Consider the following 16,488-nt stretch of genomic DNA (forward strand, 5'->3'; position numbering starts at 1 on the left):
GAAGTGAAACCAATCATGTTCTGGAGCAAAAACAGTATTATCGAAAAAATAAGTAAGATTTCGAACACGCTGGATGATATTTCAGCAGATATTTTTTGCGGGATTAATACTGACAGCGAATACCTGCACAAGTTGATCCTCCCGAAAGACGGATCTCCTGAAACTTCTTATAAATGCATGGGCATGAATAAAGAGATAAACCTTGAAAAAGAACTTGTATATCCGTTTATAGACAGTACCTTTTCTAACGAATATTCAGTCCATCCCTCTCCTTACTGTTTCATGCTGCCTTACGAGATTAAAGCAGATGGCCTGAGAAAAGGATGTCGCCTCCTTGAACCTGAAGAATTGAAGGCAAGGTACCCCCTGGCATATTCCAGGATTACGCAATTCAAAAATAATTTTAAGCATGACTCAACGCCTCTTTCTTCTGCGGATTACAGTATTGGGGGATGCAAACTGCTGCAATATATCAATACCCCGAAAATTGTCGTTTCCGATCATTACAGCTTTCAGGCTTCTTTTGATACAGCAGGAAACCATGTTTTTGAAAAAGGCTGTGGAGTTGTACTTCAAGATTCCTCCAGATCTTTTTATGTACTTGCCGCACTTAACAGTTCAATTTCAAGAGTCTTTTCCGAGATCTGCCAGAGTAGCGGGCTTTACAATGGAAGCCTGACTCCAGGAATTTTAAAGCGTTTTCCTATTGTCTTTCCCGAAGAAAAAAACCTTGAATCTCTGATAAATACCCTTTCCAGCTATTTGACTTATATTCATGGCCAGATTTACTGTAATGTTTCTTCTGATATTTCCGGAAGCGAAAACTATGAGCTTCTAAAGTTTTATGAGAGAATTGTAAATCTCCTTGTGCTGGACACTTATTTCACGAAAGATCTTGACCCCAGGTTCCTGGAGATTCTGGAGGAAAATGTCGTGCCTTTCGGAGAATATGGGCATGAAAGCTCTTCATTTTCCGGTTTTGAAGGTTCAGGATGTTTTATGAATGAGCTGCAGGTTGTAAAGCAGAAAATTCTGGATACTCCAGACTTTGGAAAGTGCAGGTTCAACAGTGAATTTACCAATATCCTTGCAACCCTTAAAAATAATGGTGTCTGGTAAGCACATCAATTGTCGTTAAATCTTTAGATTCGGCGAGCTTTCTGCTTTGCAGATGGCTTTTGGAATTCAACATAATATAAATTGGGCAATTTCCTGCCCTATTTTTTAAATTCACTTTCAGCAGAAACATCCCTGTCACTGTTTGTCCCATTTTTCTCTGCTTTTACATCAATAATTATCAGGTCAATTCCCTTGCAGGCGCATAATATAATAAGAATAAAGGTTATAAAGTATAGAGAATGAATCATATAATATTTAAGAAATGAAGAATTAATTATAATCAATGCCCGAGGGTAATAGAAAGTAAGGCAATTCTGGTAAACTCAAAGGGTCTTCAATATTCAATTGACCTTCCCGCTAATAAATAGTTTGAATACATCCGGATGAGCTGTAAACTAATCTGAACAAATGGTCTGAAAACTCACCATATTATGTGAGTACCAGCTGAGCAAAAATATTATTTGCTTTTTACAGAGAGTATCTTACAGGTCTTTATCAATCATTCTCTGGGCATATTCCTTGAATACTATATCGGAAAGTAATCTGCTTCTCGTGCTTAATACATAAATTTATATAGATAGTCTTTGTGTAACTATTAAAACGTCTGGTGTCTTTTTATTTCTATTTCCTGACTCTCCCAATTCGTCTAAAGTAATTGAAAAAAGGAAGGTCATCTTATCAGCCTGCAAATCCACACCGCTGCGTTTCCCTATATGGGGGCATTAATTTTTTCAGGGCTTATATCCACTTTGCTTGCAATTAGAGCATACAAAGCCTTTAATTACCGCAGTTTGCCTTTTGCAAAGAATTTTATATTAATTATGCTCTGCATGGCTCTCTGGTCAGTGAATTACGCTTTTGAAATCGGGTTCACAGATATTGAGTATAAGTATGTATTTGCCCATCTCCAGTACCTGGGGATTGCCTTTGCTCCTGTAGCGTGGTTTTTATTTGCAGCCGAGTACTCCGGAGTATGCAGGCAGTTTGCACGAAAGTATGAAAAACTACTTTTTCTTTTTCCCTGCCTTACAATTCTGTTAATGCTTACAAACCGAATCCATGGACTGTATTTTGAAGGTTTTTATCTTGATGTCTCTGGAGGCTTTCCTCTCCTTGTACTTAAGCATGGTCCATTTTTCTGGAGTTTTTATACATACTCTTTTGTTTTGATCTTCTTAGGAATCTTTTTCTTTTTCAAGCAGTTTGTCCGCCTTACAGCACCTTACGGAACACAGGCAGCCATCGCACTCACTGCTGCCTGTGTTCCAGTACTTGGAAATTTACTTCATATCGCAAATGTAGGGCCCTTTGAATTTTTTGATCCGACCCCCTTTTCCTTTGCAATAACCGGCCTGATTCTCTTCTGGGGCACAATCGAGCATGAGTTCCTTAACATTATTCCAGTTGCCAGAGAGAGTGTGATAGAATCCATGAATGACGGATATATTGTTGTGGATATTACAAACTCTGTAGTGGACATTAATAAAGCAGCACTTGAACTCGCCGGAAAAGGAAGAAAAGAGGTCATAGGGAAAAACATAAATGATCTTTTCGGAGAAGATGTGGAAGTTTTGGGGGATCCTTCAGAGGGTGATTTCGCCAGGGAAATTTCACTCAAGAGCGGCCTGGAAACAAAATTCTTCACTGTCAGTGTTAGTCCCCTGATGACAAGGGATGATACAGAGGGCAGGCTGGTAATGCTCCACGATATCACTGAGATATACCGGTATCAGGAAGCTTTAAAACAGGCAAACAAAAAAATAAACCTCATGAGCAATATTACCCGGCACGATATTCTCAATCAGGTGAATGTACTTTCAGGGTATACCGAGCTGATCTCAGAAATGCTTCCTCCTGACGTAAAAGGAGATCTCAGGATCTCAAAATATCTCCGAAATCTTAACAAAGGAATTGAAACAATCCATAGCCAGATTATTTTCACAAAGGATTACCAGGAACTCGGGGTTGTTTCTCCTACCTGGCAGTCTATAAGCAGCATTGTAAAAGAGGCCGCTTTTGCCTTTTCCGGGCAGGGATTGAAGTTCTCCATAGAGGATAACGGACTTGAAGTATATGCAGATCCTCTGCTCAAAAAAGCTTTCTACAACCTGTTTGACAATGCAAGAGCTCACGGAGATCACGTTAGCGAGATTGATGTGAGCTCTCATATAGCCGGGGAAAGCGTTGTAATCAAAGTAAAGGACAACGGTATAGGAGTCTCTCCTTTTATGAAAGCACTTATTTTTGAAAAATCCGTAGGTCGAAATACCGGGCTTGGTCTTTTCCTGGTCAGAGGCATACTTTCCATTACAGGCATGGAAATTACTGAAACGGGAATCGAAGGGGAAGGTGCAAGGTTTGAAATTAGCGTACCGCCGGGAAACTGGCGCAAAGCCTCTTCTCAATAACGTTATGAACCTTATATGGGAGCTTTTCAGCCTGAGCCTAAATTAAAAGAAGTTTTGCTTCAAATGTAAATATTTAGAAGGATAAATGTCTCAAAATTAAGCAGTACCCGAATAGGCCATAAATACAGTTGACAGGACCAGAATCAAAGTTGTAGCTACAACAGCGATTAGCAGCTTACTTTCCTTTCTGTTCATTTTTTCGGGTCTTGCCCTAACTTCAAGGAAAGCTCCTAAACTTACTCCAGCTCCAATTCCTATTGCAAGGCCTATAGCTGTCCCTTCCATAATACTATCCAGTGCAGGCCCGAGAATGAAAGCTCCATAAAGGCTTCCAAGGGCGGCACCTATTGCAAAGGCAAGTGCCATCCACTGTTTCTCTTGTTTGTGTTCATTCGGTTTTCCCATTTTTTCTCACCCGTCAATTTCTACCTAACTTCTGTGAGGTTTTTTAATTTATATTTTTTTATATGCGCTTCTTAGTATATGATAAATAACAAATTCCTTAGAGGCTTTGAGTTGACGGTTGATTCTCAACAACCATAATATCTCTACTTATCATCTCTATTATATCTGGTGAAAAAATGAGTGGATTTACCCTGAATAAGAGATTTGAAAAAGCGCTGAAAGGCGAATCCCTTGATATGGTTCCTGTTTGTTCCGTAACCCAGACAGGCATTGTAGAACTTATGGAAATGACAGGAGCTTACTGGCCTCAGGCTAATTACGATGCCAGCAAAATGGCGGCACTTGCCCTGGGAGGATACGAGATCGCAGGATTTGAGAACGTGCGCTGCCCTTTCTGTACTACAGTACTTGCCGAAACTCTGGGCTGTACGGTAGCAGAAGGCAGTGTTGATATACAGCCTTATGTTATCGATTTCCCCTGCAAAAAAAAGAAAGATGTTAAGGATATCACAGTCCCGGATTCTCTGCTTGAAAGCAGGCGGACATCAGTAGTTCTGGACGCAGTTGAAATTCTCAAAGGACACGTAGGGGAAGATGTGCCTGTTGTTGCAGGGCTTGTGGGTCCTGCTGGACTTGCCTCCATGCTTGCGGGTATGAAAAATTATCTTATGTGGTTTGTAACAAATCCTGAAGTTGTTGAGGAACTGATGGGAGTTCTTACAGAAGCCTGTATAGAATACGCGAACGGTTTACTGGAAAGAGGGGCAGATGTCGTAACCCTTATAGACTCCGAAGCCGGGCCTGATATTATTGCCCCCCAGATGTTCGAAACATCTGTTCTTCCATTCCACAGGAAATTCTGCAGGGAGGTTAAAGGACTAAAAATCCTCCATATGTGTGGAGACGCCACATCTGTGCTTGACTCCCTGGCAGACGTCGGATTTGAAGGGATCAGCATTGAAGAAAAGGTAGGTGTCAGTTTTGCAAAAGGAATTGTTGGCAATCGGGTACGCCTGATAGGAAATGTATCTCCCTCCGATACCCTGCTGACAAAAGGACCTGAAGAGGTTATGATTGAAGCCAGGGCATGCCTTGAAGATGGGATTGATATCCTTGCTCCGGGCTGCGGGCTAGCTCCCCATACCCCGCTCGAGAACATAAAAGCACTTTTCAGGGCAAGGGATGAGTACTGCTCACCGTGAATCTCTCGGAGGGGTTGGAGGAGGAACCTGAGGGGGGAATTTTTTTAGAAAATGCCCGGAACCTCCTTCGCCTATTTTTTCTGGAAGCTTTTCGGAATCTTTAAGACTTATAATCAATGCAGAGCCCATAATTAAGGCGCAACCTGCAAGAGTCTCTAAAGACAGCGCAATCCCGAGCACAGCTATATCAAAAAAAACTCCGCTGACAGGTTCTATCAGGGCAAGGAGGCTTCCTGTCTGGGCTTTAAGGTTGGCAAACCCGATAATTGTAAAAATTTCCCCAAAGCCTATGGATACTATCCCGAAAGCAGCGAGCACTTTCAGGTTACTGTACAGGACAGTTCGAGATACTTCAAATGCAAAGGGACTCAGCAGCGAAAGAGCTATCCCCATGGGCCAGAAGACAATTGCGAGTTCCGGATACTCTCCTTTTAAAACTTTTACGTTCAGGATCAAAGCCGCAAAGACAACTCCAGAAAGCAGTCCTGCTACCATGCCCAGCATATAAGTGCCGGTAAACTCAATTTCAGAAAGTCCACCCTCTGGTCTGACTATGAGAAATACTCCTGTAATCGCAATGAAAAGGGCAGCTATACTTTCCTTTCCTATCCTCTCTTTCAGAAGAAAAGGGGAAGCCAGCATTACATAAATCGGGGCTGTATACTGAAGTAAAATTGCTATGGATACGCAGGTAATCTTCAGGCAGGTAAAATAGAGCAGCATGCACGCCACCACGAGCATTCCCTGCAGGAGCAGGCTTCCTTTCTTTTTCTTTAACCTGAGGTCTGAGATTTTTCCTCTTGCAGCTATATATATAAAAAGAAACAGAATTCCGAAAAACAACCTGTAAAAGACTACTGGAGAAACAGCCATATCATGGATACGGGAAATAAAAAGCCCGTTCATGCTGTAAAATACGCAGCCGATAATAACTGCCAGATGTGCCTTTTTGCTCTCCAGAAACATTCTGCATGGATATACTAATAGCACTCATATATTTATTGGATATACCTGTTTAAAGAAATTCGGCAGCAGCTAATACCGGGCAAGGGTGGCTAATTCATGAAATCTTCCACAGAAAACGGTCGCAAAGCGGTCAGGGATAAAATTCCGGAAATTATCCGGAATTCAGGCAGAGGATGTGCAACTAAAGAACTTTCAGATCCCGGATTTCTCGTTGAGCTAGAAAACAAACTTGGAGAAGAACTGGCTGAGTACCTTCAGAGTAAAGAGCTTGAGGAACTTGCCGACCTCCTGGAAGTAATTTACAGGATCGCCGAACTTCGGGGGGCTTCAAAAGAGAGTCTTGAGGTGTTGAGGCTGCAGAAAAAACTGGAAAAGGGAGGGTTTGAAAAGAACATGCTCCTGCTTAACGCACATGATGAAAAATGCCTTTCTCCTGAGTTTCCTGCTGATTCTGAAGAGCTTCCTCGTATAGTTTTCAGGCGCGAAAATGCAGAATTAATTGAGAAACACAGAGTCTGGATGAGGATCTATACCACGAAAGACGAATGCAAGAGTGCCGCTGTCCTGTACCAGGAAACAGAAGCAGGTCATGCAGAAGAGTTTGTCCACGAAAAAAGTGACTTTTTTTATTATATTCTTGAAGGATCCGGCATATGGGTAGTTGAGGACAGAGAATTTGAAGTCAGGGCAGGGGATGTGGTAGTGGTGCCTGCGGGAAAGAGATTCTGGTTCCGCGGAAACCTCAAACAGATCTGCATAACAGCTCCTGCCTGGGAAGAAAAATATGAGCGGCACATACGGGACATTGAACTGTGACCCTTGTCCTGCGTTTTTTTCCCGCCTGTTTTTCTTCTTTGCTTATCCAAGTTCGAAACTCGTAACCCCATAAACCTTATCAAGCTCTATATCAGGTTCTTTTCGGTTGTACATGCGTATAGTCCTGAACATCACATTCATGTGATATTTTTTTACTATTTCCATTGCTTTTTTATTGGGTTCGGGGACATCAAAATAAATAGTTTCCTCAGGAACTGAAGCCCTAAGAGCCCTGAAAATTTTCTCTGCAGTATCCTGGTTATCCGCAAAAAGAGGGCCTATCTTATAACCTATCCTGCACTTCCTTATCACTCCATATCCTTTGAGATTCCCGTCTTCAAGGGTTGCAAAAGCATATGAGTCAGGCTGATCAACCCATTTCTTCAAAAAACCAGGTCTTGGGGCAGGAAACATCCTCCTGTCATACTCAAGCAGTTTTTCAAAAGGAACTTTCGAGATTTTTACTAGTCCATCCGGATTTTCTCCTCCACCTTTACCTTCAAAACGCAGGTTACTATAAGAGGATCTGAATTTCATAACTTTCTGGTATTTCTTTTCGTTTTCCACAACGCCATCAAGCCCGATATTTCTATCCCTCAGGTGTTCCAGGCATTTTTCGGTCAGTTTCATTCCTATGCCTTTTTTCTGGAGTTCGGGTTTGACCACAAAGAGCCCGAGAAAACCGAAATCACTGTCATATGCAACAGCAGACGCACAGCCTACAGGCTTTCCTTCAAGTTCTGCAATAAAAAAGCCTTCCTTGTCAGCTTCGTAAAAAAGTTCTCCGTCATGGATGCCGGGATTCCAGCCTTCGGCAGCTGCCATCTCAATTGCAAATTCGACTTCTTCCCGTTTCATTCTTCGGACTTTCAGGTTTTTAATTTGTTCCGAGTCCTTATCCATGACAGTAAATATTCTAACTTTCTATTTATTTCTTAAGTATATTTGCTTGACCTGTTTTTTGCCTGATGTCAGAGGCACAGAATTAAATTTTCCTTCTTCCGTTTTTCCCTGAAGTTATTATAAGATAAGCCGCTATAACCGCTGCTAATACAGGGTACACTCCAAAGGGTGATTCTTTTGCCCCGTCTCCGGCTTCAGCTCCCATCTCTTCCCCGGCAGCTACACCGGTCTCGGAAATGTCTTCCGTGAACACAAAAACGTCCATGGTGCCTTTGCGTTTGTCCTGCCATACTATCCGATTACCTTCGATTGCAGGGTTGCTTTCATATTCAGATGATGTAGAAACGGTCTTTTCCTGCCCTGTGGCGATGTCGTATATAAATATATTTGTTCCTTTAATTCTCCCGTCAGCCCAGACTATTCTTCCGTCCGAGATTGCAGGGGTTTTTTGTGGGGACGGGTCAATGCAAACAGGTATTTCTTTCCCGCTGGAAATTTCGTACATATAAATGTCAAGGTTTCCGGCGCGCCTGTCTTCCCAGACAATATAGTCGCCTTCCACAACAGGGTTTGTCTGCCCTGCAGAGTCCGTAACTACGGGACTTTCTTTCCCTGTGTCGATGTTATACATGTAAACATCTTCATTCCCGTTGCGCATATCTTTCCAGACTATGATATTCCCCCAGATCGCAGGTTGGCTCTGATCGGCTTTATCGGTTGTTATTCGTATTTCCTGTTTCGAGGTAATATCATACATGTAAATGTCTGTGTTCTGATTTCTGCGGTCCGTCCAGACAATTATGTCCCCTGAGATTGCGGGCTCTTTCTGGTCTGCCCTGTCCGAAGTGATCTGAGTTTTTGCCCCAGAGGCAATATCGTGCATATAAATATCATAGTTGCCTCTTCTGTTGTCTGCGACAACCACACGGCTGCCTGAGATTGCGGGCTCCACTTCATCTTTTGAGTCCTTGAACAGGGCAGATTCGGTCCTTCCGACAGACATATCGTACAGATAAATATCCCAATTTCCGTCCCGTTCGTCCTGCCAGACAATGTAGTCCCCTGAAATTACAGGGCTGATCTGGTTACTAAAAGCAGAATTAATCTCCTGCTCAGTTCCTTTCAAAGCTTCGCTGGCAGCCGAACCTGCACATGCGCCCAGTACAATGAGTAAAACAACTGAAATAAGTATAATTGAAAATTTGTTGTGCCTCAATATTACACTTCCAATATTCCCTCTGGAGCTTTAGTGTAGATTTTTTGAGTATAGATTCTTTCAACTTCAGATTAAATTTCGGTTTAACCTACCGATTTTTTTCCGTTAAATTATTTCCAGCATAGAATATTTCCAATATCTAGGTAACCTCTAAATAATGTATATCTTCCATAGTTTTTAGCGGTTTCCTACAATTTTAGTGTTTTCTTTTTTGAGGGAAAACTTTCGCGGAACTTAATGCAAGATCAGGCCAAACTGCTCTAAATTAAGCATTTTCAAGCTCAACTTTATTCCCTGTCAGTTTTGCCAGTTTTTCACGAAACTCCTCTTCAAATTCCTTTTTTATGAAGAAACCAAATTCGACGACATCCGAGTACTTTTCCTGCTCGATTTTTCCGTATTCCTCTATGAGATTCTTTATCTTCTGAATCTCCGAGTATCCGAAGCGTACCGTGAACCTTACCTCTTCAAAGACTTCGATAATGCCTGCATTTTCGACAGCTGAAATTGCTGTTTCCCTGTAAGCCCTGGACAACCCTCCAAAACCCAGCTTTATTCCTCCAAAGTATCGGGTTACAACCACAGCTGAGTTATAGAGCCCCTTTGATTCGAGAACCTTAAAAACTGGTTTTCCGGAACTGCCCGCAGGTTCTCCGTCATCGTCGTATCTGAGGGCAAATGAACTCCTTTCTTTTACAAAATAGGCTGAGACATTATGATCTGCGTCTTTGTGCAGCTCTTTTATTTCTTTGATGAAAGCTTTTGCTTCGGCTTCATTTTTTACATGCCTGGCATATCCTATAAATATAGAATTTTTGAATTCTTTTTGAGCCATGCCAGAGTTTTTCAGGGTTTTATAATTATTCAGTGTTTTACCCTCATCATTTCTTTGTTAATTACTTTTACACTTGAGGCTTTAAAGTTTTACAGTCGCGCGCCAGGAGAACATTATAATATCTTTGAGCAATTTTATGCTGCCCTCTGACTCGCCGCTTCTCAAGCCTTGCTTCTGTATTTCCTATTCAGGTCATTTAAAGACTAAGATTCCACAAAATATACTCACTAGAATTCAAATACAAGTCTATAATTACATAATGATAAAAATGGCTATATGTTGGGGAAATTCGGAGCCCTTCGTCCTCTTATTTTTTTACCAAATCGAAAGGTTTTAATCTAATTGGCTGGTCATGCATAAATATCTCATATAAAGTCTCATGATTCTATATGAGATGGGTGTAAAAAAGGAAGAGAACTTTTAGAGGTAAAATTAATGAAAAAAATGTTAAAGATTATTGCAATGCTCCTCGTAATTACTACTGTCGTCTTTGCAGCCGGCTGTGCAGAAGATGCAGAAGAAGGAGCTACTGAAGAAGCGATCGAAGAAACCCCAATAGCTGACGAAGAAGCTGAGACCGTCGAAGAAGTCGCTGATGTAGAAGCTGGCGACGACGCAGCTCTTGAAGAAATAGCCTTGGAAGAAGTGGAAGTTGTTGAAGACGAAGAAGCTGTCGAAGACGAAGAAGCTGTCGAAGACGAAGAAGCTGTCGACAACGAAACTGTTGAAGAAGACGTAGTCGAAGAAGATGAAGAAGAAGCTGTCGACAACGAAACTGTTGAAGAAGACGTAGTCGAAGAAGAAGAAGAAGAATAAACTGTATAAGCAGTGTATTCTAACTAACAATGCGCGTAGCCTTTTCAGGCTACACATTTCTATTTTTGAAATATCGACTATAATCAGCTTATAGTCCTGTAAAACCTTGCAATGAGGTTTTCTCTAAAATTTCCGGCCATAGCGTTTCTCCTGATTTTCCGTCACAAATCCGGTGAGAAATAAAGTAATCGGATAAAAATTGAAAATACACGAAAATTATTGAGCCAGCTGAAATTTTCCGGAGGTATTAGTTCCAAAATAAATAATTTATTAATATAGAGCCTCGGGATAAAGCCGCAGATACTTCAATATTTTTTTTCGTTATGTTTCAGGAGATCACTGTAAATTTTCTCTGAAGCCATCGAAGTATGCTTTTGGATTTTTTAGCTCGTCCTGAATAAATACTGAATGTTTTTACTTTTCCAGGGATTGTTCCTGAAATCTCCTAGTTTGATTGGGTTTCACGCAGGGCTATTCAGTAACTTCAAAAACAAATATAAATACATGTTCTCAAATTTATTGAATCTGCCTGCCCTGCGAGATGTGCAAGAGAGATGTCAGTTTTTTACAGAGTATCGCATGCTGCCGCAATATTCAGCGGCTTAAGTATTGTACAGTGGTTTTGTATTGGCATGCCGATTAAGTAAGCGATGAAGATTGACCATGAATTTATTTTTCTTATTTACTAATGGTTGATGTGGAGAAATCCGGTTCCTCGGAAACGAGTTTATATCCCTTTTGAAAGATTCGTCCCTTCTTGCAATCATCAGCGTGCATGAGCTTTCCAAAAACGGGATGCTTTATGTCTCAAAGACCTTTGCTGCTTTCCCAATATACATCTCTGTTGCCCTTCTGTACCTGGCCCTGACCATGGGAATTTCCCGCGTGCTTAATTACATTGAGAGGAGGCTTGGCGTAAGTGATCGAAATGAATAACCTCCACAAAAGTTTCGGACGTCTGAAAGTTCTTAAAGGGATAACCGAAAAAGTTGAAGAAAGCGAAGTGGTCTGCGTGATAGGTCCCTCAGGCTCCGGAAAAAATACCTTCCTTCGCTGCCTGAACCTTCTTGAAACCCCTACCTCGGGAGATATCTGGATCGATGGAGAAAAGGTCACCGACCTCTTTTTTGAGTTAGAGTAAAACCAACCAGTGGAATTTCTGTTAGTGTATACAATTGGATGGTACGTGCACATAATTTTGGTAAAGTCGGGCACACTAGATAAAGTATCGTAGAGATAATAATTTTAGTTCTAAATAAGAAATTTGGAGAAGACCTCTGAAAAGAAAGCTTCGGAATAATTTGAAACAAAATTAATCTGTTTTGAATAATATAACTGAAAAGTTTAGAATTCTCTGATCAAATTGAGGGCATCTACAGAGTTTATTTCCCGTAAATCAAGTCACTTCAAATTATAATCAAGTAGAGTAGCCCATAGTGAGTATTTTTTTCAGATTTTTCAAAACTATTTATAATATAGAGATTATATTCTATCAATTTTATATAACTTCCAATTATATTATTTATTACACTCCTAGTAATTAAACTAAATCTGTTATTTTCGAATGGAAGTTACAGTTTTAGAGATTTCTAAAACTAATTGCCAGGGGTGAAAATTGAATCTAGTAATCTGGGGTTGCCAGGGAGGTCATAAGGAGCTTATGGACCTAAACTCAGAATACTTATCTTTATCTTATACTAGTGCTTCGATTCCAAAATAAGTCTCCCGCTTAGGGGGAAATTCAGTGATCCATAGGTCTATTCAAAAGCCAGGATTATAAACATACTTTGGAATCAAAGTACCAGGAAAAGATCTATGAAAATAATCAATAATCGGGAGGGTATATTGATGATGCCATTTTTTGTCAGGCTAAAATTAATTTTTAAATTCCTATTTAGATGAAAAAGAATCACTGGTAACCAGTATAAATATTTACTGGGTATTTTGCATAAAAGAAGTAACTCATAGCCATCCTTTCGAGTACAAGGAAAAATCCCTGGATTTACTTGCTTGAATTGATGGCTACTGATCTTTCTTTTTACGAATGAGGAATTTTGTAGATGTTTTCGTATTTGGTATTTTGATGGTTAATTATTTTGTAATACATTTCAGATATTCGCACTTTATTGTATTTCTTTTTAGGCAGCTATGACCTTTCTTACTTAACCACTTAGTTGCTATAGTTACTATGTTCGTCGAATAGGTATGGATAAAGGATACAAATGCTCAAATTTTTTACGAATTATCCTTTGAATCCAGACTCTTCTTTTCATCAGGTGTTTTATACACGAAAAATGTAGCAAATTTTTAACTTACTGAAGCCGTATGTATTCAGCAATCCCTCTTGAAATTATTGTAAGTGAGCTGATCTAAAACTCTCGTTCAAATTGCTTGCATATGGCAGAATATTAATAAATAAGTGAGCTGACCCTCTTCTAAAAGCGAATGGCAAATTATTCTTATAACTCATTTCGAGTCGCGCCGTATCTTTCTGATACAATAATTTATTCTGCTTTTAATGCTAAATACTGACTGCATGACAGTCAAATCTTAAGCTTCTTTAAGGACTTATGCAAGACTTAAAAAGAATAGTGTACATACAAACGTTAACTGCACTCCTGCCCCTTCAGAATGTCTTATAATTAGCTTGAGATCTTACTTACTTTCTTATCAACATTTAGACATTCAGTAGCATGCGGGCTGGTTGGTGTTGTGTTGCCAAAAGATTCAAATCTATTGTTATTGAGGCCAAAAACATGAAAGAAACCCTGAAAGCCTACATCGACCTCACTCGTGCTCACTTTCTTCCTGCCTGGCCCCTTATTTTCTGCTCCGGGCTGGTGCTTGCTTTTGCAAACTACGGCGGTTTTTCCTGGCTGCTAATTCTCAAAGCTGCCCTGATAGGTCTGTTGGGGTTTGAAGCCGGCTTCGTGCTCAACGATTATGTGGATCGGAAAAGAGACCGGCTTGATGTGGAGAATACCCTCACAAAATACTGGAGACCTTTTAAAGAGAGACCTCTTCCCTCAGGGAAGATTTCTTCAAAAAAGGCTTTCTGGCTGTTTATCCTGCTCGCAGGGATCACTTCTGCTCTGATTTTCACGCTTCCCTACCCAAACTCCATTTACGTTTTCGCAATAATGCTGTACTCTTATGGCATTGAAGTTTTTTATCAGGTGAAAAAAAGAGACCAGAAACTCCCTATCGCCCAGCTTCTCGGAAGGACTGACTTTACGCTCTTTCCGGCAGCAGGCTACCTCTGCTACGGGCAGCCGGACATGACAGTGCTGCTTTATATGGTTTTCTTCTATCCCTGGACAATGGCGCACCTGGGATTGAACGATTTTATCGACCTGGAAAACGACCGGGCAAAAGGCATGAAATCGATAACTGTCCTTTACGGCTCAAAAGGGACCATGTACTGGATTACGGGCTTTACGCTCCTGCATTTCTTTGCAGCGATTTTCTTCCTCAAGGAGCTTGGGATTATTGCTCACTATGGCTTTCTTGCAGGCTTTGTACTCCTGGCAGGGGCAAACCTTTACCTCTGGAAAGAAAAGAACCCGAATGCAGGTTTGAAGATACTGCCTGTTTACCACGGAACCCTGGTAATTTATGCAGTTTCGATTATTCTTGACTTTATATATTGAGCCTGTGTATTGAACCGGATCGGCGGAGTTGGAACAGCTGAAGGCAGGGCTGTTTGAAGACAGCTGCTTCTTTCTTCCTGCCTTTTCTCTCTCCCTTTACTTATGCTCTTTTTTGACTAACTCCCTTTTGAATCAGCAGTTTTTAGTCTCTCACTTTCTTGTTTGCAAAAACTATAAACATATAACTCTCTTTTATATTATCGGGGTTGAGGGAACGAATGTTGAAGGCACGAAAGAGACTATTAAAGCCTTGATAGACCTGACAAGGGCTCATTTTTTTCTTGTCTGGATTTTGCTTTTCTATTCAGGCCTTGCTCTTGCTTTTAGTAATTACGGAGAGTTTTCCTGGGAAATAACCCTCAAGGCGGTTTTGATCGGGCTCTTCGGGTTTGAAGGCGGGCTTGTACTCAACGACTATGTTGATCGGAAAAGGGACAGGCTCGACGTTGAGGAATCCCTCACGGGTTACTGGAGACCTTTCAAAAGCCGTCCGCTTCCTTCAGGCAGGCTCTCTCCTGATTTTGCCCTGGCAGTATTTCTATTACTCTCTGCACTAACAGGAATCCTGATGCTGACTTTACCTTACCCTAACTCTCTGTATGTGTTTCTCACAATGCTTTCATCATGCATTATCGAGTATTTTTATCAGGTAAAAAGAAAAAACCAGAGTTTTCCCATTGCCCAGCTTATAGGAAGAATGGACTTTGCCCTTTTTCCGGTTGCAGGCTACCTGTGTTATGGACGGCCGGATACCTCTCTGTTTCTCTATCTGCTCTTTTTTTATCCCTGGACCCTTGCACACCTTGCGGTCAATGATTTCATTGACACGGAAAATGACAGGGCAAGGGGAATAAAATCAGTCCCTGTGCTTTACGGCACGCAAGGGACATTGTTCTGGATCTCAGGCTTTACGCTTTTGCATTACCTTGCAGCGCTTCTTTTCCTGAAACAGCTTGGATCTATTGCATTTTATGGCTTTTTACTGGGGTTTTTAGTGATCGGATTTGCAAATTACAAACTTTTGAAAGAAAAAAGCCAGAAAGCAGGTCTTTCTGCACTTCTCTTTTATCACGTTTCACTTGTGCTCTATTCTGGCTCAATTATTCTTGACTCCTTCTTCTAGCCGCAAATTTTTCAGTTTTTCAGATTCCAAGTCCTGATTCCGGGCCTTTAGACTTTAGTTTTTCTTCTGCAGAGCCTCAGGGTGTGACAGCGCAGGCTTCCTCCTCCTGCAAGCAGGGCTTCAGGGTGGAAAGGAATAACCTCAACGCCTTCCCCTGCAAGATTTTTCCTGGTTTTCTGATCAAGTGCATTATCATAATGGAAAATAGTCCCGCTTTCAAGAGGGACAAATGAACAGGCTAGGCGGCTCTGCTCGGAGTCCGAAACAGGGATGATCTCCATGCCTTTCTCCTGCATGAATTCTTTAAAATCGATTTTTTCTCCAGAGCCTTCCGTGTACAGGCAGGTCTCTTCAAAGGCTGGTAGATAAGCAAGGGCAAGGTCTTCTCTTATCCTGTTGAAAACGGTATCGGGATGCATATAACGCCTGGCTTTTGGAATGCGGGCGTAAATAACTTCATCAAATTCGCTCAGGATATTCGAAATAAACTCCCGGATAAAAGGATATGTGTGCCTTTCCGTATCAGCAACAAAAACAGTATCTTTTGAGAGCAGAAGACAACCTTCGAAAAACCCTTCGCTTCCATTGAATTCGTTGAGTATCGGAATTCCCAGGTTTTTCAGGGCTTCCTTTACGACGACTTCTTCATTTTCCCTTGCAGGCGGTCGCATTTTTGAAAGAATTGCGCCTTTTCTGGAAATGACCGCGGTATCATGCAGGAAGGTAATGTTTGGCATCCTGCTTATCAGGTCTATACTTTCGTCTACATGGTCTGCAAGCTCATAAACCCTGACCCCGTTCGATTCCAGCAATTCCTGATAACTCGTATGCTCTTTTACGTATCCGGAAATCTCAGGGACCTTATCGTAAAGCCAGTGATTATAATTTGACTCATTGACCAGAAGGAGTTCATCTCCCGGAGTATGCACAAGTACGCTTTTCAGCCTCCCAAGTTCGTCACACCCATAAGCAATACATGATCCGGTTTTTTCTGCCTCATTCATATTTTCTATTTGGCAACCCATGCCT

15 protein-coding genes are annotated in these 16,488 nt (G+C 41.2%); 9 read left to right on the forward strand and 6 right to left on the reverse strand.

The window, feature by feature from the left end; all coding sequences use genetic code 11:
- The first annotated feature begins 15 nt into the window (after positions 1–15).
- Positions 16–1,119, forward strand: coding sequence for a hypothetical protein (locus tag FXV91_RS13300; RefSeq protein ID WP_229391099.1), 1,104 nt, complete (start codon positions 16–18; stop codon positions 1,117–1,119).
- A 713-nt stretch (positions 1,120–1,832) separates the two neighbouring features.
- Positions 1,833–3,527, forward strand: a complete 1,695-nt coding sequence (locus tag FXV91_RS13305; protein ID WP_229391101.1) for a histidine kinase N-terminal 7TM domain-containing protein — start codon at positions 1,833–1,835, stop codon at positions 3,525–3,527.
- A gap of 96 nt (positions 3,528–3,623) precedes the next feature.
- On the opposite strand, the gene FXV91_RS13310 is transcribed toward FXV91_RS13305, so the two are convergent.
- Positions 3,624–3,932, reverse strand: coding sequence for a hypothetical protein (locus FXV91_RS13310; RefSeq protein ID WP_229391103.1), 309 nt, complete (start codon positions 3,930–3,932; stop codon positions 3,624–3,626).
- 176 nt (positions 3,933–4,108) lie between these two features.
- On the opposite strand from FXV91_RS13310, the gene mtaA reads away from it, so the two are divergent.
- A complete protein-coding gene (gene mtaA / locus FXV91_RS13315; protein WP_229391105.1) occupies positions 4,109–5,134 on the forward strand; it encodes a methylcobamide:CoM methyltransferase MtaA in 1,026 nt (341 codons plus the stop codon).
- On the opposite strand, the gene FXV91_RS13320 is transcribed toward mtaA, so the two are convergent.
- On the reverse strand, positions 5,126–6,100 hold the full coding sequence (locus FXV91_RS13320) for an EamA family transporter (protein ID WP_229391111.1): 975 nt from the start codon (positions 6,098–6,100) through the stop codon (positions 5,126–5,128). The two genes, mtaA and FXV91_RS13320, sit on opposite strands and share 9 nt — an antisense overlap.
- Positions 6,101–6,196: 96 nt before the next feature.
- On the opposite strand from FXV91_RS13320, the gene FXV91_RS13325 reads away from it, so the two are divergent.
- Positions 6,197–6,916: a cupin domain-containing protein gene (locus FXV91_RS13325; protein WP_229391113.1), complete on the forward strand. Its 720-nt coding sequence runs from the start codon at positions 6,197–6,199 to the stop codon at positions 6,914–6,916.
- 42 nt (positions 6,917–6,958) lie between these two features.
- Here FXV91_RS13325 and FXV91_RS13330 read toward each other — a convergent pair whose 3' ends face one another.
- From FXV91_RS13330 to FXV91_RS13340, 3 genes are all read right to left on the reverse strand, one after another.
- Positions 6,959–7,819 carry a GNAT family N-acetyltransferase gene (locus tag FXV91_RS13330; RefSeq protein ID WP_229391115.1) on the reverse strand — a complete coding sequence of 287 codons (861 nt, stop codon included), beginning with the start codon at positions 7,817–7,819 and terminating at the stop codon, positions 6,959–6,961.
- A gap of 82 nt (positions 7,820–7,901) precedes the next feature.
- Positions 7,902–9,035, reverse strand: coding sequence for a hypothetical protein (locus FXV91_RS13335; protein ID WP_229391117.1), 1,134 nt, complete (start codon positions 9,033–9,035; stop codon positions 7,902–7,904).
- A gap of 265 nt (positions 9,036–9,300) precedes the next feature.
- Positions 9,301–9,870, reverse strand: a complete 570-nt coding sequence (locus FXV91_RS13340; RefSeq protein ID WP_229391119.1) for a YigZ family protein — start codon at positions 9,868–9,870, stop codon at positions 9,301–9,303.
- Positions 9,871–10,305: 435 nt separating this feature from the next.
- Here FXV91_RS13340 and FXV91_RS13345 point away from each other — a divergent pair, with 435 nt between their 5' ends.
- The 5 genes from FXV91_RS13345 to FXV91_RS13365 all read left to right on the forward strand — a co-directional run bounded on the left by FXV91_RS13345 (position 10,306) and on the right by FXV91_RS13365 (position 15,459).
- Entirely contained in the window at positions 10,306–10,686 is a 381-nt protein-coding gene (locus FXV91_RS13345) for a hypothetical protein (RefSeq protein ID WP_229391120.1), read from the forward strand.
- A 738-nt stretch (positions 10,687–11,424) separates the two neighbouring features.
- The gene (locus FXV91_RS13350; protein ID WP_229391122.1) at positions 11,425–11,622 is read left to right on the forward strand and encodes a hypothetical protein; all 198 of its coding nucleotides are present in this window, start codon (positions 11,425–11,427) and stop codon (positions 11,620–11,622) included.
- Positions 11,615–11,827 carry an ATP-binding cassette domain-containing protein gene (locus FXV91_RS13355; RefSeq protein WP_275948904.1) on the forward strand — a complete coding sequence of 71 codons (213 nt, stop codon included), beginning with the start codon at positions 11,615–11,617 and terminating at the stop codon, positions 11,825–11,827. Before FXV91_RS13350 ends, FXV91_RS13355 begins: the two co-directional genes overlap by 8 nt.
- A gap of 1,615 nt (positions 11,828–13,442) precedes the next feature.
- A complete protein-coding gene (locus FXV91_RS13360) occupies positions 13,443–14,336 on the forward strand; it encodes a prenyltransferase (RefSeq protein WP_229391124.1) in 894 nt (297 codons plus the stop codon).
- Positions 14,337–14,364: 28 nt separating this feature from the next.
- Positions 14,365–15,459: a prenyltransferase gene (locus tag FXV91_RS13365; protein ID WP_229391126.1), complete on the forward strand. Its 1,095-nt coding sequence runs from the start codon at positions 14,365–14,367 to the stop codon at positions 15,457–15,459.
- Positions 15,460–15,506: 47 nt separating this feature from the next.
- Here the strand turns inward: FXV91_RS13365 and FXV91_RS13370 are convergent, their stop codons facing one another.
- Entirely contained in the window at positions 15,507–16,484 is a 978-nt protein-coding gene (locus FXV91_RS13370; protein ID WP_229391127.1) for a dimethylarginine dimethylaminohydrolase family protein, read from the reverse strand.
- Positions 16,485–16,488 lie beyond the last annotated feature (4 nt).

The sequence above is a fragment of the Methanosarcina sp. DH2 genome, assembly GCF_020804225.1.
Taxonomy (GTDB): Archaea; Halobacteriota; Methanosarcinia; order Methanosarcinales; family Methanosarcinaceae; genus Methanosarcina.